The organism is Amorphus sp. 3PC139-8, assembly GCF_040750475.1.
Lineage (GTDB): Bacteria > Pseudomonadota > Alphaproteobacteria > Rhizobiales > Amorphaceae > Amorphus.
The window spans coordinates 42,569-65,447 of sequence record NZ_JABJVY010000014.1 but is presented as its reverse complement, the minus strand read 5'-3'; the positions used below and the strand labels follow the sequence as shown (position 1 = coordinate 65,447).

General features: G+C 64.8%; 19 protein-coding genes. 9 read left to right on the top strand and 10 right to left on the bottom strand.

Translation table 11 applies throughout. The features are described from left to right. Positions 1 to 7 precede the first annotated feature (7 nt). The 4 genes from HNS03_RS14370 to HNS03_RS14355 are packed head-to-tail and all read left to right on the top strand — an operon-like array spanning position 8 to position 3,422. Complete coding sequence (locus tag HNS03_RS14370) at positions 8 to 541, top strand: FixH family protein (protein ID WP_367196193.1); 534 nt, start codon at positions 8 to 10, stop codon at positions 539 to 541. Next, a complete protein-coding gene (locus HNS03_RS14365) occupies positions 538 to 2,793 on the top strand; it encodes a heavy metal translocating P-type ATPase (RefSeq protein ID WP_367196192.1) in 2,256 nt (751 codons plus the stop codon). The genes HNS03_RS14370 and HNS03_RS14365 overlap by 4 nt, the downstream gene beginning before the upstream one ends. Then, positions 2,790 to 2,999, top strand: a complete 210-nt coding sequence (ccoS, locus tag HNS03_RS14360) for a cbb3-type cytochrome oxidase assembly protein CcoS (protein WP_367196191.1) — start codon at positions 2,790 to 2,792, stop codon at positions 2,997 to 2,999. The genes HNS03_RS14365 and ccoS overlap by 4 nt, the downstream gene beginning before the upstream one ends. 48 nt (positions 3,000 to 3,047) lie before the next feature. After that, positions 3,048 to 3,422 (top strand): DUF427 domain-containing protein, encoded by a 375-nt coding sequence (locus HNS03_RS14355; RefSeq protein ID WP_367196190.1) that lies wholly within the window; start codon positions 3,048 to 3,050, stop codon positions 3,420 to 3,422. Between the two features lie 19 nt (positions 3,423 to 3,441). Here HNS03_RS14355 and HNS03_RS14350 read toward each other — a convergent pair whose 3' ends face one another. The 7 genes from HNS03_RS14350 to HNS03_RS14320 all read right to left on the bottom strand — a co-directional run bounded on the left by HNS03_RS14350 (position 3,442) and on the right by HNS03_RS14320 (position 12,672). Further along, positions 3,442 to 4,131, bottom strand: coding sequence for an SDR family NAD(P)-dependent oxidoreductase (locus HNS03_RS14350; RefSeq protein WP_367196189.1), 690 nt, complete (start codon positions 4,129 to 4,131; stop codon positions 3,442 to 3,444). Between the two features lie 28 nt (positions 4,132 to 4,159). After that, the gene (locus HNS03_RS14345; RefSeq protein ID WP_367196188.1) at positions 4,160 to 5,494 is read right to left on the bottom strand and encodes a M16 family metallopeptidase; all 1,335 of its coding nucleotides are present in this window, start codon (positions 5,492 to 5,494) and stop codon (positions 4,160 to 4,162) included. A 66-nt stretch (positions 5,495 to 5,560) separates the two neighbouring features. Continuing rightward, positions 5,561 to 6,931 (bottom strand): M16 family metallopeptidase, encoded by a 1,371-nt coding sequence (locus tag HNS03_RS14340; RefSeq protein ID WP_367196187.1) that lies wholly within the window; start codon positions 6,929 to 6,931, stop codon positions 5,561 to 5,563. A gap of 366 nt (positions 6,932 to 7,297) precedes the next feature. Beyond that, the gene (locus HNS03_RS14335; protein ID WP_367196186.1) at positions 7,298 to 7,996 is read right to left on the bottom strand and encodes a hypothetical protein; all 699 of its coding nucleotides are present in this window, start codon (positions 7,994 to 7,996) and stop codon (positions 7,298 to 7,300) included. Positions 7,997 to 8,141: 145 nt separating this feature from the next. Further along, entirely contained in the window at positions 8,142 to 8,681 is a 540-nt protein-coding gene (gene lspA, locus HNS03_RS14330; RefSeq protein ID WP_367196185.1) for a signal peptidase II, read from the bottom strand. A gap of 6 nt (positions 8,682 to 8,687) precedes the next feature. After that, positions 8,688 to 11,672: an isoleucine--tRNA ligase gene (gene ileS, locus HNS03_RS14325; RefSeq protein ID WP_367196184.1), complete on the bottom strand. Its 2,985-nt coding sequence runs from the start codon at positions 11,670 to 11,672 to the stop codon at positions 8,688 to 8,690. A 514-nt stretch (positions 11,673 to 12,186) separates the two neighbouring features. After that, a complete protein-coding gene (locus tag HNS03_RS14320; RefSeq protein ID WP_367196183.1) occupies positions 12,187 to 12,672 on the bottom strand; it encodes a peroxiredoxin in 486 nt (161 codons plus the stop codon). A 224-nt stretch (positions 12,673 to 12,896) separates the two neighbouring features. On the opposite strand from HNS03_RS14320, the gene HNS03_RS14315 reads away from it, so the two are divergent. The 5 genes from HNS03_RS14315 to HNS03_RS14295 all read left to right on the top strand — a co-directional run bounded on the left by HNS03_RS14315 (position 12,897) and on the right by HNS03_RS14295 (position 20,250). Beyond that, entirely contained in the window at positions 12,897 to 13,493 is a 597-nt protein-coding gene (locus HNS03_RS14315) for a YqgE/AlgH family protein (RefSeq protein ID WP_367196182.1), read from the top strand. A gap of 465 nt (positions 13,494 to 13,958) precedes the next feature. Continuing rightward, a complete protein-coding gene (thrC, locus tag HNS03_RS14310; protein WP_367196181.1) occupies positions 13,959 to 15,371 on the top strand; it encodes a threonine synthase in 1,413 nt (470 codons plus the stop codon). Beyond that, positions 15,368 to 16,666, top strand: a complete 1,299-nt coding sequence (locus HNS03_RS14305; protein WP_367196180.1) for a M16 family metallopeptidase — start codon at positions 15,368 to 15,370, stop codon at positions 16,664 to 16,666. Before thrC ends, HNS03_RS14305 begins: the two co-directional genes overlap by 4 nt. A 3-nt stretch (positions 16,667 to 16,669) precedes the next feature. Beyond that, the gene (locus HNS03_RS14300) at positions 16,670 to 17,296 is read left to right on the top strand and encodes a GNAT family N-acetyltransferase (RefSeq protein WP_367196179.1); all 627 of its coding nucleotides are present in this window, start codon (positions 16,670 to 16,672) and stop codon (positions 17,294 to 17,296) included. Between the two features lie 47 nt (positions 17,297 to 17,343). After that, positions 17,344 to 20,250 carry an EAL domain-containing protein gene (locus HNS03_RS14295; protein ID WP_367196178.1) on the top strand — a complete coding sequence of 969 codons (2,907 nt, stop codon included), beginning with the start codon at positions 17,344 to 17,346 and terminating at the stop codon, positions 20,248 to 20,250. Positions 20,251 to 20,363: 113 nt separating this feature from the next. Here the strand turns inward: HNS03_RS14295 and HNS03_RS14290 are convergent, their stop codons facing one another. From HNS03_RS14290 to HNS03_RS14280, 3 genes are all read right to left on the bottom strand, one after another. After that, positions 20,364 to 21,320, bottom strand: a complete 957-nt coding sequence (locus HNS03_RS14290) for a diacylglycerol kinase family protein (RefSeq protein ID WP_367196177.1) — start codon at positions 21,318 to 21,320, stop codon at positions 20,364 to 20,366. 118 nt (positions 21,321 to 21,438) lie between these two features. After that, entirely contained in the window at positions 21,439 to 21,915 is a 477-nt protein-coding gene (gene rnhA, locus HNS03_RS14285) for a ribonuclease HI (protein ID WP_367196176.1), read from the bottom strand. Next, entirely contained in the window at positions 21,912 to 22,877 is a 966-nt protein-coding gene (locus HNS03_RS14280; protein WP_367196175.1) for a homoserine kinase, read from the bottom strand. Before HNS03_RS14280 ends, rnhA begins: the two co-directional genes overlap by 4 nt. Positions 22,878 to 22,879 lie beyond the last annotated feature (2 nt).

Here is a 22,879-nt window from a genome sequence, read left to right as displayed (position 1 = left end):
AAGTGAGATGGCGACCTTATCTGCCAACCAGGATCGAACGGGCTTTCGCATCACCGGCCGTAAGGTGCTGTTCGGTCTGATTGCCTTTTTCGGCCTGATCACGGTTGCGAACGTGATCATGATCTGGCTTGCGATCGGCACATTCCCGGGCGTGGTGACCGATAGCGCCTACCAGGCCGGCCGGGAATATCCGGCCATGCTGGAGGCTGCCGAGGCGCAGCAGGCGCTCGGCTGGCAGGTGCAGGAGCACATCTCGGCCGCCGGTGCCGGCGAGCCGCTGGCGGTGCGTGTCGATGCCAACGACCGTGACGGTGCGCCGCTCTCCGGCCTGTCCGTGACCGTGGCGCTGGCGAGTCCGACCCATGAGGGTCTGGACCGACGTCTCGTCCTCTCCGAAGGTGAGATCGGCCTTTATCGTGGCGTGACGGAGGGGCTGCCGGCCGGTCAGTACAATCTGACGATCGAGGCGGAAAGCGGCGACGGCACGCAGTTCCGCTCCGTCAACCGCATCGTGATCGCCGACAACGGCAAGGTGAGATGACCACGGCCGAACGCGACTGGGCTTCCTTTGCAGAGCCGGATGGCGATGGCCGGCTTGCCATGGAGCTTGCAGTCGACGGCATTCACTGCGCGGCCTGCATGACCCGGATCGAGCATAGCCTGGCAGCCGTGCCGGGTGTCGAGCGGGCACGAGTGAATCTCTCCAATCGGCGGGTTTCTGTGAGCTGGCGGCCGGACGAGACCGACGGCTCGGCGATCGTGTCCACGCTTGCCGATATCGGCTACGATGCGCGACCGTTCGTTCGCGGGCAGATCGACGACAGCTTTCGCCGGGAACGCAACGCGCTTTTGCGAGCCTTGGCCGTCGCCGGCTTTGCGGCGATGAACGTGATGCTGTTCTCCGTCTCGATCTGGTCCGGCAATGCAACCGACATCACGCCGGAAACGCGACTTCTGTTCCATTGGATATCGGCGTTGATCGCGTTGCCGGCGGCGGCCTATGCTGGGCAGACCTTCTATCGAAGCGCCTTCGGTGCGCTCCGCCATGGCCGCGTGAACATGGACGTGCCGATTGCACTCGGCGTGATCCTGGCGCTTGGCCTGTCACTCTACGGCACGATAACGGCGAGCGCCGACACCTATTTCGAATCCGCGCTCATGCTCCTGTTTTTCCTTTTGCTTGGCCGGGTGCTGGACCATGCCATGCGCAGGCGCACGCGGACCTTCGCGGAAAATCTCGCGGCCCTGCGCGCCGATACGGCCGTGGTCATCGATTCAGACGGCACACTGAAGGAGCGGCCGGTCAACGAGGTGCCGAGCGGTGCGCTGGTGCGTGTCGCGCCTGGCGATCGGGTGCCCGTCGACGGCGTCGTCGTGGAAGGGCGCTCGGAGATCGACCAATCGCTGGTGACCGGCGAGACCATACTGCAATCGATCAGCGTGGGTGCGCCGGTCTATGCCGGCACGTTGAACGGCGAGGGAGCGCTGACGGTGCGCGTCGAGGCGGCCGGTGCGGGCACGCTGCTCGACGAGGTTAACCGGCTGCTGGACCGGGCGATGACGGCACGCTCGCGCTCGGTCGCACTGGCCGATCGGGTGGCGCGCTACTACGCTCCGTTCGTCCATGCGGCTGCGTTTCTCACCTTTCTCGGCTGGCTTGCGCTCGGCGCCGGTGTCGAGCGTTCGCTGGTCGTGGCGATCACGGTTTTGATCATCACGTGCCCTTGCGCTTTGGCGCTCGCTGTTCCGGCGGTGCAAGTCACAGCGGCAGGTGCGTTCTTCCGCAATCGGTTGCTGCTTCATTCCGGCGACGCGCTGGAGCGGCTGGCGGGTGTCGATACCGTCGTGTTCGATAAGACCGGCACGCTGACCACGCCATCGGCACAGATCGCCAATCTCTCAGAGCTGCCCGAAACCCTGGTGGCGGCGGCACGCGCGCTGGCGGCCGGGTCACGCCATCCGGTGTCCGTCGCGATCTCCGCGGGACCAAAGCCGTCTTCGGTTGCGAGTGATCTCCGCGAGACCACAGGATTTGGGGTCGAGGGATTGATCGATGGCTGTCCCTCCCGGCTCGGGGCGCCGGCTTTCGTGGGGGTGGAGGCCGAAGCGGCGGCGCTTGCCGCGCGCTATCCCGATGCCACGCTCGTCGGAGTACGCGTCGAAGGGCAGGCCCCGGCGGTCCTCGCCGTCCAGCAGGTCTTGCGGTCGGACGCGGCTCAGACCGTCGCCGCATTGAAAGGACGGGGTTTTGCCATCACGATCCTGTCGGGAGACCGGGTGCCGGCAGTTGGTCGCGTGGCCGAAGCGCTCGGCGTGATCGACTGGCGAGCTGGGTTGAAGCCCGCCGATAAGATTGCCGCGCTGGAGGCGATGCAAGGGGAGGGGCGGCGCGTCCTGATGGTCGGCGATGGCCTCAACGATGCGCCCGCGCTCGCGGCGGCGCACGTCTCGATCTCACCGGTCACGGCCGTCGACGTGAGCCAGGCAGCGGCCGATGTGGTTTTCCTGGGGGACCGGCTTGCGCCGGTCCCCATGGCACTTGCCATTGGGCGGCGCGCTCGGCGGTTAATGGGCGAAAATCTCGGTTTCGCGCTGGTCTACAATGTGTTTGCGGTTCCGATAGCGGTTACCGGTCATGTGACGCCTTTGATCGCAGCCCTCGCGATGTCGGCGTCTTCCATTCTGGTCACCGCGAATTCGCTTCGGGCGCAAAAGGTACCGCGGGAGATGCAGGTCGCGTCGCCTCAGTCGTCATCGTCGGCTTCGATCGGTGAAACGGTAGTGGCGACATGAACATTCTTCTGATCCTTGTGCCCGCCGCGCTCCTTTTGGGTCTGATCGGCTTGGCAGCCTTTCTCTGGTCGCTCAAGTCCGGTCAGTACGACGATCTGGAAGGGGCCAAATGGCGGATCCTCAATGACGACGATCTGCCTGAAGATGAGCGGCCGGAACATCGCGATGGGGGTTCCGAGCACGAAACGCGCTCCCATATGGGGTGAGGGCGGTCGCGAGCGGGCGATCTGCATCCCAACGTGAGGGAGTGAGACATGAGCGAAGCGAGCGAGGATCATCCCATCGATATCGCGCCGTTCGAAGGACGCGTCGTCGTCACTCACGGCAACACGGTTATCGCTGACACGGCCCGTGCGCTTGCCATGCACGAGGCAGACTATCCGGTCGTCTTCTACGTGCCGAAGGCCGACGTCGCGATGAATTTCCTCGATCCGACCGACCATTCCACTCACTGCCCCTACAAGGGTGACGCAAGCTACTGGTCGGTGGAAAGCGGCGGCGAGCGGGCTGAGAATGCCGTTTGGGCCTATGTCGAGCCGCTGCCGGGCGTGGCCGAAATCAAGGACCACGTCGCCTTCTATCCGAAGAAGGTGTCGATCAAGGCGACTCCGACGACCCCGGCCTTGTAAGCGTTTGACGGCGGCGGCGTCAAAACGTCTCCACCCAGGGCCGCACCTCGACTTCCCACGTCCATGCGCTGCGCGGCTGGGCGAGCAAGCTGAGGCACGTCGTGGCGATCGCGTCGGGGTCAAGCATGGAATCGGGGGCATCCGCCGGCTCGGTGCGCCCTGGATTTCGGATGGCGCCGTCGATCACGACGTGCAGCACGTGAACGCCCTTGGGATGAAGCTCGCGGGCTAGAGATTGCGCCATGCCCCGCAGCGCGAACTTGCCCATGGCGAACGGAGCGGATCCGGCAAAGCCTTTCACGCTGGCCGATGCGCCGGTCAATAAAATCGCGCCATGGCCTTCAGGAACCATTCGCCGGGCGGCCTCCTGAGCCACCAGGAAGCCGCCATAGGCGGTAACTAGGAGCCCGTTGCGCACATCCGCCTCGTCGAGCTCCAGGAACGATCCGCGCGCCCGCGCCGACGGGTTGAACATCACGAACGATGGCGGGGAGAGATCGCGGTCAACCTGCTCGAACAGGCTGGTCACGGCGGACGGGTCCTGCACGTCGCAGGCATAGCGTCGCGCACCGATTTCCTCGGCGAGCGCTGCGGTTTTGCCAGGCGTGCGGGAGGCGAGCGCGACCTGGTAGCCGTCGGCGGCGAGCTTACGGGCGACGGAGGCGGAGAAGCCGGGTCCGGCGCCGGCGATCAAAGCGGTGGGGGCCATTGGTTCGCCCTCCTGACTTGTCTCAGAGTTAGGCTCCCGAAGGGCCGACCGTGACGATGGTCGGCGCCGGGCCGCCGAGCACACGCTTGGCGACACGGCGGACATCGTCGAGCGTAACAGCCTCGATCAGGTCGTTGCGATTGTCGACATAGTCAATGCCGAGCTCCTCAAGCTGGATGCCGAGAAGCTGGCCCGCAATGTCGGACGAGGAATCGAAGCGCAGCGGATAGGCGCCGGTCAGGTAAGCTTTCGCCTCTTCAAGCTCGGCTTCCGTTGGCCCATCAACGGCCATGCGCTGGATTTCTTCGCGGAGCAGCCGCACCGTCTCGTCGACTCGGTCTGCGCGCGTCGCGGTGCCGCCGCCGAAGACGGCGGAATGGTCGAGCGGAAGAAGATAGGAATAGACGCTATAGGCCAGGCCCCGCTTCTCTCGGATCTCTGTAAAAAGACGGGAGGAGAAGTCCCCGCCGCCGAGGATATAGTTCATCACGAAGCCGGCGATGAAATCCGGATCGTCGCGCTTCAGTCCCGGACCACCGAAGCGGACGGCGGTCTGCGGAACCGACATGGTCTCGGTCAGGGTTTCGCCGGTCTTCGGCGTGATATCTGCCACCGGCTTGAGCGACGCTTGGGCGGGAAGATCTCCGAACGCCTTGTCCAGCAGCGGCTCCAAGGTTTCCGCGTCGATCGCGCCGACCACGACCACATTCAGATTGTCACGCGCGAAGGTGGCGTCCTTGAAGGCCTGAAGGTCCGCCTTCGTAATCGCTCCCACGCTCTCCTCGGTGCCTTCGCGCGGCCGGCCATAGGGATGGTCGGGGAACGCGGCCTCGGCCCAGAGATCGCCGGCGACGGAGGAGGGATCGCGCTGGTCGCGACGGATACCCGAGATGATCTGGTCGCGCATGCGATCGATCGGCTCCTGGTCGAAGTGCGGATCCGTCAGCGCAAGCTGAAGCAGATCGATGCCGTCGGTGGGATTGTCGGCGAGCATGGCCAGGTCGCCGTAGAAGCTGTCCCGGCTTGCCTGGAACGACATCTTCACAGACTGGTCCTCAAGCGCCGTCTGGAAGGCCTGGGAATCGTAAGTCCCCGCGCCTTCGTCCAGAAGCGTAGAGAGAAGGTAGGCCACGCCCGGCTTGTCGGTAGGATCCTGGGCAGCACCGGCGCCTTTGAAGGCGAATTTCATCATCACCACGGGAACGGTGTGGTCTTCCACGAGCCAGGCCTCAATACCGCCGGGGCTGGTGACCTGTTCGATGTCGATGGCGGCCGCCGGTGGCGCGCTCGCAATTGCGAGCGGGGCGACGAAGCCGAGGGCGAGCAGCGGCGAACGGACATGATCGAAGAGGGCGCTAAACATGAGCGGTCTCCAAGAGAAATACGGAAGGGTCGGGAGCGATTTGGCGGCGGGTGAGGGCCGCCGTGCTCACGAGTCCTTTGATGCCGGGGCCTTTTCCAGATAGCCGATCACGCCGGCGTCGAGCGGCAGGTAGGTCTTGGCCGCCTTCTGCACATCCGCGGCTGTCACATCGCCGATCCGAGCCGGCCAGGTCTGCACGTCCTCGATGGTTTGGCCGGTGGAAAGGGCGAGACCGAAGATGCGCGCAAGGCTCTGCTGGCTATCCTGGGCGTAGAGGGCGTCGGCAACCAGCGAGCGCTTGGCACGGGCAAGCTCCTCCTCGCTGACGCCGTTTTCCGCAATATCGGCAATCGATGCCTCGATGGCGTCTTCCAGCGTGTCGAACGCCACATCGTCGCGGGGGACGGCGTAGACCATGAAGCTGTTGGGATCGATCGCATTGGACTGATACCAGGCGGCAACCGAGGACGCCGGGCCGCCGTCGCGCACCAGTGCGTCATAGAGCCGGCTGGTGGATCCGCCGCCGAGAATCTGGGCGAGCACATCGAGCGCTTCGGCGTCGCCGGGCTCGGCGGTCGCGTAGCTCGGCACCACCCAGCCATGGCGGAGCGAGGGCTGGCCGACCCGCGCATCGGCGTAGCGCACCGTACGCAGCGATTCCAGCGTCGGGCTCTGGGACCGTTTCCGTGGCTTGAGATCGACCCGGCTCTCCAGCTTTCCGTAGCTCGCCTCGGCAAGCTTGTGGACATCGTCCGGCGTGACGTCGCCCGCGACCACCAGGATGGCGTTTTCTGGTGTGTAGAAGCGATCATAGAAGGACATTGCCGCGTCACGGTTCAGGGCCGAGAGCTCCTGCGGCCATCCGATCACCGGATCGGCATAGGGGCTGTTCACGTGCAGAGTGGCCTCGAAGGCTTCGCCCAGGATTGCGGACGGGTTGTTGTCGATCCGCATCCGTCGCTCTTCCTGCACCACGTCGAGCTCGCGGGCGACCTCGTCGGGCTCGAGCGCGAGATTGGCCATGCGGTCGGCCTCCAGCGTCATCATGCGGCCAAGATGGTCCTTGGCGATTTGCTGGAAGTAGGCGGTGTAGTCCTGGGAGGTGAAGGCGTTTTCCTGCCCGCCGAGCGCGGTGACCTCATCGGAAAAGCCGTCTGGATTCGCCTCGGTTCCCTTGAACATCAAGTGTTCGAGAAAATGGGCGGCGCCAGTTTCGCCGGCAGCCTCGTCGGCGGCGCCAGCCTTGTACCAGACCATATGGGTGACTACGGGGGCCCGGTGATCCGGGATCACCACCACCTGCAGGCCGTTGTCGAGCGTGAAGCTTTCGGCATCCGGCGCGATCTTGAGATCGGCGAGCGACGATTGAGCGATGGCCGGCGGCGCTGCCAGGACGGCCAGTGCGAAAGCGGCGCTAACGGCGAGGGGGGATTTCATCCGCGACGGTCCTCCGTGACGCGAGATCACCGCCGGCCTTAGATCGCTCGGATCGGGGCAGTGACGGGTGATCGCTACTCAATCCAATCCGCGGGAGAGGGGATGTCCGGTTCGACCGGCCTCGACCCGCAGCTTTGCCCGAAAGGTATAGGACACCGGCGGCCGGCGGCCACTGAACGATCGGTAATGTTTCGGTGTGCGTTGCGAGCCTCCTTTCAACCGCGCACGCACGTCGCCAGTCCCGCGCGCTCGCGCGGGTCAGAATCGACGATCGATCTTAGAAGCGAAGTCCGGTGGACGGTCCGTTGCCCTCGGAAACGGCGGAGCGAAACGGGAATCGTCTCACTCCGCCGTCTGGATCCGGGATCAGTTCACGTTGTCGTAAACCGGGTTCTTGTCCAGCGACTTGTCACCATAAAGCTGCTTGGTGGCCCAATCGCTGTTCTTGATATCGTCTTCACTCGGCAGCGGGGCGGTATCGGCGGGCTTACGATACTCGTCCGGCGGCTGAATGAGATATTGGCGCGGCTGAGCCTGGCCTTCCGCGGTCAGCACCTTGCCGGCCCGTCCCTTGTCGGGGCTCTCGAAGCCCTGTTTCATTTCCGCCGGCGTCAGGCGCTTGCTGCCCGTATCGCGGTCCAGGAAGGACGGATCCTTCAGCTGCGAACCGCCGGACGGAGGCAAGCCGCCTGCGATTCGGCCGGCCTGGATCTGCTCGGGCGTGAGCCGCTCCTGATCGACGCCACCGCTATAGATCGCGCTTGCGGCCGCACTGTTCTTCCCGTTCTTGTCCGGATCGTCCGGCCAATCGACGGCTGCGATCGCCGACCCACCTTCGGGTTCGGGATCCGGCAGCTCGGTGGTCGGCGGGATCGCGATCGGCGAGCGCGCCTTATACTCGATCGGCTGCTGTTCGCGCTGCACGACGCCGGTGCCTTCCAGGAAGGCGCCGAGAATTCCGACGCTTTCTTGCTCCTGCGGGTTGTCCGGCTTTTCCTCATAAAAATAGTTGTTGGAGGTGTTGCAGCCGGCCACCGCCGCCGTGGCGAACACGACGGCGCACACTCTCACCGCCGCGGATACCGAAAATGTCCGGTTTCCCACCACTTATGATCACCCTTGCTTGTCGCCCCGCTCGGGCTCCGGTTCCAGAGCCAAGCGGTGAACGGCCAGCCGGTCCTCGCACACGAGGCCGGCCCGCCAATGGTTGCTAATCTCGTGTCCCACCGGACGTGTTCAATGCGGCATTATTGCGACGCCGCAGGACGGCATCGAGCAATAGGCCGGCTACGCCGACCGCGATGGCCGCGTCGGCAACGTTGAACACGTACCAGGAAAACGATCCCACGAATATATGGACGAAGTCCACCACCGCACCGTAGGCGATTCGGTCGATGGTATTGCCGACCGCTCCGCCGACGATCAGGCCGACGCTGATGGCGACCAGCCGGTCACGGGCGGTGGCCAGCCAGTAGCCCAGAACGCAGATGATGACCAGCGTGCCCGCTACCAGTAGCCAGCGCCCGAGCTCGGTTTCCTGCTGGAACAGGCCGTAGCTGATGCCTTCGTTCCAGACCAGGACGAGGTCGAAGAACGAGGTGACCGGGATCGGGCCAGTGCGGCCGAGATCGACACCATAGAGCAGCCACAGCTTGACCGCCTGGTCCAGGATCAGAACCAGGCCGGCCACGCTGTAGCCGATGCGCCGAAGCGGGCGCGCACTCGGCGCTGCGATCTCATCGTCCGCCATGGAGGTTTACCCGGCCTTTGCCTCGAATTCGCGCATGGCCTCGGCGTCCCTGAGCGACAGATCGGGATAGTCCGGTGCGCTGCCGACTTCGGGAAGCACCTTCCAGGAGCGCGCGCAGCGCGTACCCTCCGCGTGGGAAACCACGACGGCGACGCCCGGCGTATCGTCGAGCCGGAATGCCGCGTCCGGGCCGTTTTCGTGGCTGAGCGTCGCCTGGCTGGTGATGGAAACATCCGCCAGCTCGACATCGGCGACCGCGGCATAAAGCACCGGGTTCGTGACGTAGACGGTCACGTGCGCCTCCAGCGAGCCACGGATGCGCTTCTCGCGCCGCTCCGTTTCGATCGCGCCCAGGATCACGCGGCGGACCTCACGCACTTGAGTCCATTTCTCCGCAAGGGCCGGATTCTCCCAGGTCGGATCGACCTCGGGGAAGAGCTCCAGATGGATCGACCCGTCCGCGGCGTCGCCATGGCGCGAGAGATGGGCCTCTTCCATGGTGAAGGGCAGCATCGGCGCGAGCCAGCGTGTCAGCGCCTCGAAGATGACGTCGATTACTTGCAGGGCGGCCTTGCGGCGCGTCGAGGAGGCGGGATCGCAGTAGAGCGCGTCCTTGCGGATGTCGAAATAGAACGCCGACAGGTCGATGGTGGTGAAGTTGATCAGGGCGTGGGCGATCTTCTTGTAGTCGAAGTCGCGGTATCCCTGGCGCACCAATCGGTCGATCTCCACCAACCGGTGCAGCATCAGTCGCTCCAGCTCGGGCATGTCGGTAAGCGCCACCTTGGCGCCGTCGGCATGGGCGAGCGTGCCGAGCATCCAGCGCACGGTGTTGCGCACCTTGCGGTAGGTCTCCGCCGTGCCTTTCAGGATTTCCGCACCGATGCGCTGATCGTCGGCATAGTCGGTGGTCATCACCCAGAGCCGCAGGATGTCGGCGCCGGACTGGTTGATGACGTCCTGTGGCGCGATGACGTTGCCGAGCGACTTCGACATCTTGCGGCCGTCCTCGGCCATGGTGAAGCCGTGGGTGATGACGGTGTCGTAGGGCGCACGGCCGCGGGTCGCGCAGGACTCCAACAGCGAGGAGTGGAACCAGCCGCGGTGCTGGTCGGAGCCTTCCAGATAGACGTCCGCCGGCCACTTCAGGTCGGGCCGCTTTTCCAACACGAACGTATGGGTCGACCCGGAATCGAACCAGACGTCGAGGATGTCGGTGACCTGCTCCCAGCGCTCCGGATCGTCGACCAGATCGCCCAGGAAGCGCGCCTTGGCCTCGTCGGCGAACCAGGCATCGGCGCCTTCCGCCTCGAAGGCGTCGGCAATGCGGGTGACCAACGTCTCGGAGCTTGCGAAATCCGGACCCGGCGCAAGCCGCCCGTCCTCGTGGCGGAAGATACAGATCGGCACGCCCCAGGCGCGCTGGCGTGATAGCACCCAATCCGGCCTGTTCTGGATCATGCCGCGCAGCCGGTTCTTGCCGACGCTTGGCACGAAGCCGGTGTCCTCGATCGCCTTGAGCGCGCGGGTGCGCAGCGTGTCCTGCCCGCCGGGCGCCGTGCCGGCGGGCAAGCCATAACCGTTCAGCGGCTTGTCCATATGGACGAACCACTGGTGCGTGTTGCGGAAGATCACCGGCTTCTTGGAGCGCCAGGAGTGCGGATACTGATGCTTCAGCCGGCTGCGGGCGAACAGCATATTCTTCGCGATGAGGGCATCGATAACCGCTTTGTTGGCGTCGCCGGTCTTGCCTTCCGAGGTCAGCACGCGCTTGCCCTCGAAGCCCGGCGCTTCGCTGGTATAGGTGCCGTCGCCATCGACCGTGTAGGGGATTGCGGCATCGATGCCGCGCGCTTCAAGCTCGCGGCGGTGCGCCATCCAGACTTCGAAGTCGTCGGTGCCGTGGCCGGGCGCGGTGTGCACGAAGCCGGTACCGGCCTCGTCGGTCACATGGACGCCGGGAAGCAGCGGCACGTCAAACTGATAGCCGCCGAGGCCAGCTTCGCGCAGCGGATGCGCCACCACGAGGCCCTCGAGCGCGGCGTTGTCGACATCGGCCACGCGCTTATAGTCGCTGGCCCGGCCCGACTTCATCACCTCGTCGGCGAGCACGTCGGCCAGAACGTAGCGGTCACCCGGCTTTGTCCACGGCATGTTGCCGTCGGGCAGCGGCTCGACCGCGCTCACCTCGTAGATCCCGTAGGAAATCGTTTTGGAGTAGCTGATTGCCCGGTTGCCGGGAATCGTCCAGGGCGTCGTCGTCCAGATCAGGATCGAGGTGCCAGCGAGCGGGCCGTCGCCCAGCACCGGGAAGGCGACCGTGATCGTGTCCGACTGATGCTCGGCGTATTCCACTTCGGCTTCCGCCAGCGCGGTCTTTTCCACCACCGACCACATCACCGGCTTGGAGCCGCGATAAAGCTGGCCGGACGTGGCGAACTTCATCAGCTCGCGGGCGATCTGGGCCTCCGCCGCGAAGCTCATGGTCAGATACGGGTCGGCGAAATCGCCTTCCACGCCGAGCCGGCGGAACTCGCTGGTCTGGACCTGCACCCAGTTCTCGGCGAACTGGCGGCACTCCTGACGGAACTCCACGACCGGGACGGCGTCCTTGTCGAGCCCCTTGGCACGGTAGCTCTCCTCGATCTTCCATTCGATCGGCAGGCCGTGGCAGTCCCAGCCCGGCACATAGTTGGAATCGTAGCCGAGCATCTGGTGCGAGCGGGTGACGACGTCCTTCAGGATCTTGTTGAGCGCCGTGCCGATGTGGATGTTGCCGTTGGCGTAGGGCGGTCCGTCGTGAAGCACGAACTTCTTGCGTCCCGCAGCGGTCTCGCGCAGGCGCTTGTAGAGACCCATCGCTTCCCAGCGGGCCAGGAGCTCGGGCTCCTTCTTGGGCAGGCCCGCGCGCATCGGAAAGTCGGTCTTCGGCAGGAACAGAGTTTCGGAATAGTCGCGCGCCTCGGGCTGCGCGGAGGACGTATCGGTCATCGGATCGGTTTCCGCTCGGAAAATTCGCAGGTTCGACGGTTTAGGTCATGAACTCATAAAGCCGGACGCCAAAACGGCTGCGACCTGCCTCGTCGAGCCGCTCGGACGGGGGAAAAGCCCCGTTTATCGCGGCTCTCCTGGCATCTCTTTGCCGTTTCAGGCGCCGGAACATTCGCATTTATGAGTCCATGGCCTAGAGCGCTTCCGGGCGAAAATGGGAACCGGTTCGCCGACCGGAAACGCGCTAAAACGAATGCTTGGAGTCGCTCGGCAAGTCCGTGAAAAGCGGAACGACTCTCCTCGGCACGCGGGCGCGTAAGCTCAAAGACGCGGACGCAGGCCGAAATACCCGGTCCGCCGCGGATCGGATCTCACACGGCGGCCGGGCCGCTAATTCGCCGTTGTTCAATCAAGATGTCGAACGTGCTGCGCATGCGCGCCTTCTAGCAGTGCTTGCTTTTCGGCGAAAGGCTTCCGGCACGTGCGCCGCGCCGGAAGCCGTCGGCGACGCGCCTCAGAGCGCTTCGAGGATCGACGATGCGCCGGAGGTGACGGCCTGGCCCGGAGAATCCTCGATCTTGAGGGTGGTGACCGTACCGTCGTCCACAATCATGGCATAGCGCTGAGAGCGCACGCCCATGCCGAATCCGGAGGCGTCCATTTCCAGGCCGAGCGCCTTGGTGAACTCGGCGGAACCATCCGCCAGGAACAGGATCTTGTCCTTGGCTCCGGTCGCCTCGGCCCAGGCGTTCATCACGAAGACGTCGTTGACGGAAACCACGGCGACGGTGTCGACGCCCTTCTCTTTGAAGATGTCGATATTCTCCAAAAAGCCGGGCAGGTGGTTGCGGTGGCAGGTCGGCGTGAAGGCGCCGGGGACCGCGAACAGCACGACTTTTTTGCCCTTGAAGACCTCGTCGGAGGTGATCGGGGCAGGGCCGTCGGATCCCATGGTGGTAAAGGTTGCGTTCGGAAGCTTTTCGCCGGGTTGGATCGCCACTTGCTCGTCTCCATGGCTGGGGTCGAATGATCGTGATGTAGCGGCTCGGCAGGCATCGGTCGATGCCCAACCTTTATCGCGCGGTCATGGCTGCGCCGTCGCGATCTGGCCTGCGCCCGTTAACAATTGCCGTTGTCCGCACTACCTTGATGGTTCGGACGGGCTCCGGCGACCTTGTCGGACCCGTCCCAATGTAACCAGTATGATCCGGGACAGGCGAAGCGATGAGCGGCACGAACAACGACGGCTATCTGGAAGGGCAGATTCTGATCGCCATGCCGAGCATGGGGGACAGCCGGTTCGAGCGGTCCGTAATTTATCTCTGCGCCCACTCGGCGGAGGGCGCGATGGGAATCGTGCTTAATCAGCCGGCCGACGAGGTCACCTTCTCCGATCTTTTGGCGCAGCTCGATATTCTGCCGGAAGGCGAATTGATCCAGCTTCCAGACGAGAGCCAGCCGCTCACCGTCCACAAAGGCGGGCCGGTGGAGACCGGGCGCGGGTTCGTGTTGCACTCCGGCGACTACTTCATCAACGATTCCACGTTGGCGATAGATAGCGACATCTGCCTGACGGCGACGGTCGAGATCCTGAAAGCGATGGCCGAAGGCAGGGGTCCCAAGCATGCGCTTCTGGCGCTCGGCTACGCCGGCTGGGCGCCCGGACAGTTGGAAACGGAGATCCAGCGCAATGGCTGGCTGACCTGCCCGGCGGATCCGGGGATCGTTTTCGACCCGGACCTGGAACGCAAATATGATCTCGCGTTGCAGAAGATCGGCATCGATCCGCGGCTTCTCTCCGGCGAGGCTGGCAACGCGTGACGGGTGCCCGTCGCTCGCGCGATCCGGTTGTCTGGCAACGGCGAGGCGGCTAGAACGCGCGAGACGGGCTTGGGTGCGTCCAAGCTGCATGCCCACGAGACCTTCGAATCATCGATTTTCCCCCAGGCCGGAATGCACTAGGCTGTCGGATCGGTAAGACCGATCGGAGAGATCCATCGCTAGAGCCTTTTCCGCTCGGATGGTACCATCTATGCGACAAGAAATGGCACTGGATTCAATAGCTTGAGCAAGTCCTTTCCGTTCAAATTGATTCAATTCGAACGCGACATGGTCTAGGATTTTGGGGCTCTGTTGATCGGATCTCGACCGTGTATTCGATGCGGAATGTCGCGAGCGGACGTGCAAGTCTTGCTCCTACATGCCGTTCTAAAGCGTTAGAATCGATTGCGTTTTGGTGTCGTGCGTGACCGGAAACCAACGCGATCCAAAGGAGAGGACGCCCGCGTGAAATATGTCAGCACCCGCGGCGAAGCGCCGGTGCTCGGGTTTTCCGACGTCCTGATGGCGGGGCTCGCGGCCGATGGAGGCCTCTATGTTCCCGAGGCATGGCCGTCTCTTTCGCGCGACGAGATCGCCGGCCTGGCGTTCCGCCCCTACGCCGAAATCGCAGAACGCGTGATTGCGCCATTCGTCGGTGACGATATCGCTCGCGAGGCGCTTGCCGGCATGATCGCCGATGCGGCCGCGACCTTCCGGCATCCGGCGACGACGCCGGTCACCCAGATCGCGCCGAACCATTTCCTCTTGGAGCTGTTCCATGGGCCGACTCTGGCCTTCAAGGACGTGGCGATGCAGCTTCTCGCCCGGCTCGTGGATCAGCGGCTGGCGGAGACCGGACGGCGCGCGACCATCGTGGGTGCCACTTCCGGCGACACCGGGGCTGCCGCCGTCGAAGCCTTCAAGGGCCGGGAGAATGTCGACGTCGTCATTCTCTATCCACACGGCCGCGTTTCGCCGGTGCAGCGTCGGCAGATGACGACGGTGCCCGACGACAATGTCCACGTCATCGCGATCGACGGCACGTTCGACGACTGCCAGGCCATCGTGAAAGACATGTTTGCCCACACAAGCTTCCGCGAGGCGGTCGGGCTGACCGGGGTGAACTCGATTAACTGGGCTCGGATCGTCGCGCAGGTGGGCTACTATTTCGCCGCTGCGACCGCGCTCGGCGCGCCGGAACGGCCGGTGTCCTTCACCGTACCCACCGGCAATTTCGGCGATATCTTCGCCGGTTACGTGGCCAAGCGGATGGGTCTGCCGATCGATCGTCTGGTGATTGCCACAAATGTCAACGATATCCTGGCGCGTGCGATCGCGGGCGGCGACTACCGCACCGATTCCGTCACGCCGACGAGTTCCCCGTCGATGGATATCCAGGTGTCGTCCAATTTCGAGCGTCTGTTGTTCGAGGCCTACGACCGCGACGGCGCGGCGGTCGCCGGGTTGATGGGGCGCTTGAAACAAGCGGGCGGTTTCGAGATCGATGCCGCACCGCTTGCCGCCATTCGGACGGAATTTTCCGCCGGGTCGACGGACGAAGAGGCGACCCGCGCCACCATCCGCCGGATCCACCGCGCCACCGATCTGGTGATCGACCCGCATACGGCCGTTGGGGTGGCGGTCGCCGAGACCCATTCGCGCGACGGTGTGCCGATGGTGACGCTGTCGACGGCCCATCCGGCGAAATTCCCCGACGCCGTGGCTGCGGCGACCGGGGTCACGCCGCATCTGCCCGACGCGCTGGCCGACCTCGACGCGCGAGCGGAGCGGATGACACGCCTTGCGGCGGACACATCCGCGGTCGAGGCATTCGTTTTGGAGCGGGTACGGGCGGTTGGAAAGGAGACGGTTGAATGAGCGTCGAGATCACGACACTTGCCAATGGCCTGCCGGTGGTGACCGACCGGATGGGCCATGTCGAAAGCGTGTCGCTGGGGCTCTGGGTCGGCCGCGGGTCGCGCTCGGAGCGCGAAAGCGAGCACGGCATCTCCCATCTCCTGGAGCATATGGCCTTCAAGGGCACCAGTCGGCGCAGCGCGCGGCGAATCGCCGAAGAGATCGAGGCTGTCGGCGGTGAGCTCGATGCGGCGACCAGCGTGGAGACCACTGCCTATCATGCGCGGGTCCTGCGGGAGGATGTGCCGCTGATGGTGGATATCCTGGGTGACATCCTGCGCAACTCCAGCTTCGATAGTGAGGAGCTGGCGCGCGAAAAGCACGTCATCCTGCAGGAAATCGGGGCTGCGCGCGATACGCCGGACGACTATCTGTTCGATCTGTTTCCCCAGGCGGCCTGGCGCGGACAGCCGATCGGTCGTCCGATCCTAGGCACTCCGGAAACCGTGGAAGGGTTCGGCGCGGATGCCTTGCGCGGATATCTGGCCCGTCAGTACCGTGCGCCCGACATGGTGTTCTCCGCCGCCGGTGCGGTCGAGCATGACGAGATCGTCGCGCTCGCACGCGAACATTTCGGCGATCTGCCGTCCGATCCCGCGCCGGAGGTCGAGGCGGCCACCTATTCCGGTGGTGCGTTGATCGAAGCGCGCGAACTGGTGGAAACCCAGATCGTGCTGGGCTTTCCCGGCGTCGGCATGCGCGACACTGACTATTTCGCCGCTCAGGCGCTGGCGACCCTGTTGGGCGGCGGTATGTCCTCGCGGCTGTTCCAGGAAGTGCGCGAGCAGCGCGGCCTCTGCTACTCCATCTACGCTTTTCATTGGGGCTTCTCCGATACCGGTGTGTTCGGCATCCATGCCGCCACCGGTCCTGAGGATGTCGCGGAGTTGATGCCGGTTGTGGTCGACGAAGTCGCCCGGGTGATCGACGACGTGACAGACGAGGAACTTGGTCGGGCGCGGGCCCAGTTGCGCGCCGGCCTCTTGATGGCGCGGGAGCGCTCGTCTGCGCGCGCAAGCCAGATGGCGCGCCATCTCCTGACCCAGGGGCGCGTGATATCGCCGGACGAGCTGGTCGCGCTGATCGATGCCGTCGACGTGGACAGGGTGCGGGCCGTCGCTGAGCGCATGTTGGCCGGCAAGGCCCCGACGATCGCCGCCGTGGGTGACGTGGCGCATGTGCCGTCTTCGGAGTGGATCACCGAGCGGATGGCGGGTGCGGGATCGGCCACAGATCGGTTGCGGCGTGCGGGCTGAGCCATGGGCTTCTTCTCGCACGGCACGAGCGACGGCTGGGGACCGGTCCTGAAGGGCGAGCGGATCTATCTGCGTCCGCCCACAGGGTCCGACTACCCCGCATGGGCGCGGCTGCGTGCGGAGAGCCGGGCCTTTCTGACCCCCTGGGAGCCGACCTGGCCCGCGGACGATCTGACGAGGCTGGCTTTCCGAAGAAGGTTGCGGCGCTATCAGCGCGACATGCGGGAGGACGATGGTTACGCCTTCTTCCTGTTTCGCAACAGCGACCACGTGCTTCTGGGCGGGTTGACGCTCGCCCATGTCCGTCGCGGTGTGACGCAATCCTGCTCCGTCGGCTACTGGATGGGGGAGGCGCATGCGGGCTGTGGCTATATGACGGAAGCCGTGCGCCTGGCGGTGAGCTTCGTGTTCGCGACGCTGCATTTGCATCGGTTGGAGGCGGCCTGTCTGCCGACCAACACAGCGTCGATCCGTCTCCTCGAAAAAGTCGGGTTTCGGCGCGAAGGGTATGCGCGCAGCTACTTGTGCATTAATGGATTTTGGCAGGATCACCTGCTCTACGGGCTGGTTGCGGGTGATTTAAGGGGCGAAAAGAGCGTCACGGGTCCCAAACTCGTCGTGCAGGCTTAGGCCCTGCCGACGGTTGGCTCGACCGACGTCAACGAAACGGCCGGACGATGGCCGGAAAAACCGGAGAAGTGTGTGTGTTTCGGTTGGATCGCATTGTTGCGGGGCTCCTAGCGGTTTTCTTCGTCGCGACCGTCGCCTCGCCGGCTCTTGCGCTCGAAGCCGTGCCGGTCTCCCGCGATGCGTCCGTGATCAATCTCCTGCCCGATGTCGACATGTATCTCGATGTCGAAGATCGGCTTCAGGTGTCCACAGCGCCGGGTCCGGACGGGATCGTGCGCCGCATCGAGGTGCGGGCGATGTCGAAGGACCACCGCAACTGGGCGGTGTTCGCGCTCGCCAACCCCTCAGACGAGCAGATCGACCGGATTCTGGTCGCGCCCCATTTCCGCCTGGTCGGGTCCGGCGTGATCTGGCCGGATCTGGGCTCGGAGCGGATCGCCGCAATCACGCCGAGCCAGGGTTTCCCGCCGGAGCGGGAGGCGAGCCAGGAGGCTGACGTCTTCCGCATTACGCTCGATCCGGGCGCCGTGGTCACCTACATGGCTGAGCTGTCCTCGCCGCGCCTGCCGCAACTCCGGCTGTGGGAGCCGAACGCTTATAAGGATTCCGTCAACGCCTACACGCTTTACAAGGGCATCATTCTCGGCATTTCCGGCCTGTTGGCGCTGTTCTTGACGATCGCGTTCGTGGTTAAGGGGACGGTGCTGTTTCCCGCGACGGCGGCGCTCGCCTGGGTCGTGCTCGGCTACGTCATGGTCGATTTCGACTTTTGGGGCGAAATCCTGCGCGTGGCGCCCACTGAAGACAGGATCTACCGATCGGCGAGCGAGGTGCTGATCGCGTTGATGCTTGCCGTCTTCCTCTACGCCTACCTGAATCTCAATCGTTGGCATGTGCGCTACAGCCACACGATGCTGGGCATTCTGGTGCTGTTTTTGGGCGTGCTCGGGATCGCGATCGCCGATCCGCCGATCGCCGCCGGCATCGCGCGCATTGCGCTGGTCGTGCTCAGCGTTGCCGGGCTCGCCCTGGTCGGCCTGCTGGCATTCCGCGGCTACGATCGTGCGATCATGCTGATACCGACCTGGAGCCTGCTTCTGGTCTGGCTCTTCGGTGCCGCGCTGGCAGTTTCCGGCCGGGTCGATAACGACATCGTACAGCCGGCGCTCGATGGCGGCCTGGTGCTGATCGTGCTCCTGATTGGCTTCACGGTGATGCAGCACGCCTTTGCCGGCGGGTCGATCGCCGACGGAGTGATCGGCGATGTGGAACGCAGCGCTCTAGCGCTGGTCGGCTCCGGCGACATCGTCTGGGATTGGGACGTCGCCCGCGATCGCATCGTGGTCGGCAAGGAAGCGGAAGAGCGGCTCGGCGCCGAGGCCGGTGCCCTTCAAGGGCCGCCGCAGGACTGGTTCGCCCTGTTGCATCCCCAGGATCGCGATCGCTTTCGCGCCACCCTCGACACCATGGTGGAGCAACGCCGTGGACGAATTTCCGACCGTTTCCGGCTGCGCGGCATCGACGGCCATTTCCGCTGGTTCCATCTGCGGGCGCGTCCGGTCATCGGGGCGGACGGGGAGGTGATCCGCTGCGTCGGCACGCTTCTGGATGTTACCGAGGGCAAGACACGCGAAGAGCGGCTTCTGCACGATTCCGTCTATGACAATCTCACCGGTCTGCCGAACCGGATGCTGTTCCTCGATCGCCTGGAAATGGCGATGGGCTGGGCGGACGAGGACACGCGCTCGCGCCTGTTCGTGCTGGTCGTCAACGTCGATCGTTTTTCCGAGGTCAACGATCAATTCGGGCTTTCGGTCGGCGATTCCGCGCTTCTGACGATTGGGCGTCGGCTGGCACGCGTCCTAAAACCTCACGACACCATCGCGCGGCTGGGCGGGGACACGTTCGCGATCCTGCTTTATGCCGACAGCAGCGATCTTTCGACGTTCATGGACAATGCCCGCCGCCTGATCCGTACGGCGATCGAGTTCGGCGACCGGGAGATCTTCCTGTCCGCGTCGATCGGTGTGGCTGCACTGCGCAACGATACCGGGGCGAGCGACGAACTCGTGTCGGACGCCGAGCTTGCCATGCGGCGCGCCAAGCGCCTGGGCGGCGATCGCAGTGAGATCTACGATCCCTTGATGCGCAAGCTGTCCGTCACGGGGAAATCGATCGCGGTCGATCTCCGCCACGCCATCCAGCAGGATGGGATTCAGCTCGCCTATCGCCCCGTAGTCCGGTTGGTGGACAAGGGCATCGCCGGCTTCAGCGTGGAGGCGACCTGGCGGCATACGATCCAGGGGCCGCTGACCTGGTCGACCCTGTTGCCGCTCGCAGATCGGGAACAGCTCGCCACTCCGCTGATTCTGTCGCTCCTGGAGCGCGCGGCCCAGCAATTGAACGAATGGCAGTCGACCAATGCGGCGGCCGCGCCGGATTTCATCTTTGTGCCGATCCCGGTTATCGGGCCGTTCCGCTCCGAGCTCGTCAACGACGTCAAGGCGGTGATTGTGCGCAACCAGCTCAATCCGGGTCAGCTCAAGCTGGCGATTGGCGAGCATGTGGTCGCCCACAATCCCGAGTTTGCGGCCCAGCTCATGCACAGGCTTCGCGATGTCGGTGCTTCGATCGCCTTCGATCGGTTCGGGGCGGGTTCCACCTGGCTCGGCTATCTGGAGCGTATGCCGCTCGACACGCTGCGGATCGATCCGCGCTATGTGCGGGCACCGAGCACGGGAGGACGCCGTTCACTGCTCTTACGCTCGCTTGTCGGCCTCGGCCACGATCTCGGTTTCCAGGTGCTGGCTTCCGGTGTCGAATCGGAGACCGATGCGCTCGACCTGCTTCAGCTCGGCGTAGAGATGGCGGAGGGCGATCTGTTTGGCCGTACCTTGGCGCCGGCTGCCGCGACCCGTATCTTGCAGGATACCGCAGCCCAAGCTGCGGAATAGGAGCGTCTTGTTCAGGATTTCCGGCGGGATGGTCGTGAGCAAACTGCTGACCCGTCCGCTTTTCACTCAGCTCATTCCCGGCCGGAAAACCGGTTCCCATTTTTCCTTGGGATCTACCCCACCACGATCGGGATCGGTCGCGGCCCCGGTTCGATCGTGACGGGCGTGGTGGCGAACCGGTCGCCGTCGATCTGGCACGGAACGGCGGCCAGCGAGCTCAGCCGGACATGGTCCGCGCGCCGGATGATCAGGCTGCCGCTGGTGCCCAGGCGCCCCGTCACGAGCTCCAGACCGGCGCGGGCGATGGCGAGCGGGTCGTCGTGCTTCAGGCCGATGAAATGAAGCATCGGCTCGGTCGGAGACGCCTCCCGGCAGATCACGAACGGCCCGCCATAGCGCGAAACATTGGTGACGGCGGCAAGCCGGAAGGTCATCGCTTCGCCGTCGATCTCGGCGCGGAGGTCCGCCGTGCGGCGCGCGAACAGATGCTTGATCGCAATCATCGCATAGGCGGCCTTGCCGAACCGGCGTTTCAAACGGGTCGGTAACGCATGCACCACGCCGGCGTCGTAGCCGGCCGAAACGACCAGCACGAACGGATGGCCGTTGGCGAGCCCGTAGTGGAGCGGCGCGGTCCTACCGGCGTCGATCATCGCCGCGATCGATTTCGGGCGCCGCGGCAGCTTGAGTTCCAAGGCAAGCACGTTGGCCGTGCCGAAAGGGATGACTGCTAGCGCGGGGGAATCTGGGGCGAGTTGGAAACCGGCGAGCGCTTCGTTGATGGAGCCGTCGCCGCCGGCAATCACCACGGTGTCGATCTGATCGCCGAGCGTGGTGCAGGTCTCGCGAATGTCGCCGGCACGTCGGGTCAACTCCACGGTCACGCGATGGCCGGCTGCGCTCAGCCGCCGAGTGACGGCGTCGAGCACCACCCGCCGGTAAGCGCCTGCGGTCGGGTTGGCGAGAATCAGGATCCGCCGACTGCTGGCGGCAATGGAGCGGGCCGGCGCCGAACTCGGCCGGGCGGTCGAGCCGCCCAGGGTCGCGGTACTGGAGCGAAACAGCTTCAAGGCGTTTGTCTCCAAAATTTGCCCATTTCTGGGCTGCCGCCCACAAGCGTGCGAAAGCTCTCCCGTCGATACGGGATGTGCCGGACATTCACCAGCACGGGTGTTGCGACCGGCTGGCCTATTCTTCCGCTGCTGCGCGAACCGCGTCGACGCCCGCCCGTGCCAACTCGTCGGCACGCTCGTTGCGTTCGTCGCCGGCGTGGCCGCGCACCCAATGCCAGCTCACGTCGTGACGCCGGGTCAGCTCGTCAAGCGCCTGCCAGAGATCGGCGTTCTTCACGGGCTTGCGATCGGCGGTGCGCCAGCCGTTGCGACGCCAGTTGTGGATCCAGCCGGTGATGCCGCCGCGCACATATTGGGAGTCGGTGTAGATGTCGACGGCGCTCGGACGCTTGAGCGCCTTCAGCGCTTCGATCGCGGCCGTCAGCTCCATTCGGTTGTTGGTCGTTTCCCGCTCACCGCCGTTCAGTTCGCGTAGATGGCCGCGCCACTCCAGGACGGCGCCCCAGCCGCCCGGGCCGGGGTTGCCGCTGCAGGCGCCGTCGGTATGGATCACCACGCGCTCATCCGCCAGATCGTTTGAAGACGCCGTCATCGATCCAGTCCGTAGTCGCTGGCGGAGGCCACCTTGCGGTGGAAGCGCAGGCGGCGGAGATATTCCACCGGATCTTTCGGGGTAACGAGCGCGCCGGGCGGCACCCGAAGCCAGTCGTGCAGCCGGGTCAGCAGAAAGCGGATCGCCGCGCCTTCTGCCAGAAGCGGCAGAACTTCGAATTCCACAGGCGTGAAAGGGCGAACTTCGCAGTAGCCGGAGAGTAGGGCGCGCGCCTTGGTGACGTTGAAGGAGAGGTCCGGCTCGAAGCACCAGGCGTTGAGGCAGATCGCGACATCGTAGGCAAGCGCATCGGTGCAGGCGAAATAGAAGTCGATCAGGCCAGACAACTCCCGGCCGAGAAAAAACACGTTGTCGGGAAAAAGATCGGCATGGATCGTGCCGGTCGGCAGGTTCGACGGCCATAGCGCCTCGATCCGGTCGAGTGCGTCGGCAACCTCTTCGGCAAGTCCCGGCAGCACGTCTTCCGCCCGGTCGATGGATTGGGCGAACAGCGGCCGCCAGGCATCGACGCCGAGCGTGTTCGGCCGCTTCATCTCGAAGTCAGCGGCGGCCGCATGCATTCCGGCGAGCGCCCGTCCGACGGCAGCGCAATGGTAGGCCTCTGGCCGCCGGCGCCACATGCCTTCCAGGAACGTGATGATTGCGGCCGGCCGGCCGGCGAGCTCGGCAAGCAGAGACCCGTCGACTGTGGCCACCGGAGTCGGGCAGGGCACGCCGCGCACGGACAGGTGCTGCATCAGACCGAGGAAGAAGGGAAGATCGGCTCGCTCCACCCGTTTCTCGTAGAGAGTGAGGATGAACGGTCCGCGGTCGGTGCGGATCAGATAGTTGGTGTTCTCCACGCCCTCCGCGATGCCTTTGGAGGACAAGACGTTGCCGAGATCGAACTGGGCGACGAAGCGGGAGAGCTCGTCGTCGGAAACCTCCGTATAGACTGCCATCG

Excerpts from the sequence above, each read along its gene's own strand:
- HNS03_RS14280 (WP_367196175.1), bottom strand. The coding sequence starts at position 22,877 with ATGGCAGTCTATACGGAGGTTTCCGACGACGAGCTCTCCCGCTTCGTC.
- HNS03_RS14315 (WP_367196182.1), top strand. The coding sequence starts at position 12,897 with ATGAGCGGCACGAACAACGACGGCTATCTGGAAGGGCAGATTCTGATC.
- rnhA (WP_367196176.1), bottom strand. The coding sequence starts at position 21,915 with ATGACGGCGTCTTCAAACGATCTGGCGGATGAGCGCGTGGTGATCCAT.
- HNS03_RS14365 (WP_367196192.1), top strand. The coding sequence starts at position 538 with ATGACCACGGCCGAACGCGACTGGGCTTCCTTTGCAGAGCCGGATGGC.
- HNS03_RS14340 (WP_367196187.1), bottom strand. The coding sequence starts at position 6,931 with ATGAAATCCCCCCTCGCCGTTAGCGCCGCTTTCGCACTGGCCGTCCTG.
- HNS03_RS14300 (WP_367196179.1), top strand. The coding sequence starts at position 16,670 with ATGGGCTTCTTCTCGCACGGCACGAGCGACGGCTGGGGACCGGTCCTG.
- HNS03_RS14370 (WP_367196193.1), top strand. The coding sequence starts at position 8 with ATGGCGACCTTATCTGCCAACCAGGATCGAACGGGCTTTCGCATCACC.
- lspA (WP_367196185.1), bottom strand. The coding sequence starts at position 8,681 with ATGGCGGACGATGAGATCGCAGCGCCGAGTGCGCGCCCGCTTCGGCGC.
- HNS03_RS14350 (WP_367196189.1), bottom strand. The coding sequence starts at position 4,131 with ATGGCCCCCACCGCTTTGATCGCCGGCGCCGGACCCGGCTTCTCCGCC.
- HNS03_RS14345 (WP_367196188.1), bottom strand. The coding sequence starts at position 5,494 with ATGTTTAGCGCCCTCTTCGATCATGTCCGTTCGCCGCTGCTCGCCCTC.
- HNS03_RS14295 (WP_367196178.1), top strand. The coding sequence starts at position 17,344 with ATGGCCGGAAAAACCGGAGAAGTGTGTGTGTTTCGGTTGGATCGCATT.
- ileS (WP_367196184.1), bottom strand. The coding sequence starts at position 11,672 with ATGACCGATACGTCCTCCGCGCAGCCCGAGGCGCGCGACTATTCCGAA.
- HNS03_RS14355 (WP_367196190.1), top strand. The coding sequence starts at position 3,048 with ATGAGCGAAGCGAGCGAGGATCATCCCATCGATATCGCGCCGTTCGAA.
- ccoS (WP_367196191.1), top strand. The coding sequence starts at position 2,790 with ATGAACATTCTTCTGATCCTTGTGCCCGCCGCGCTCCTTTTGGGTCTG.
- HNS03_RS14305 (WP_367196180.1), top strand. The coding sequence starts at position 15,368 with ATGAGCGTCGAGATCACGACACTTGCCAATGGCCTGCCGGTGGTGACC.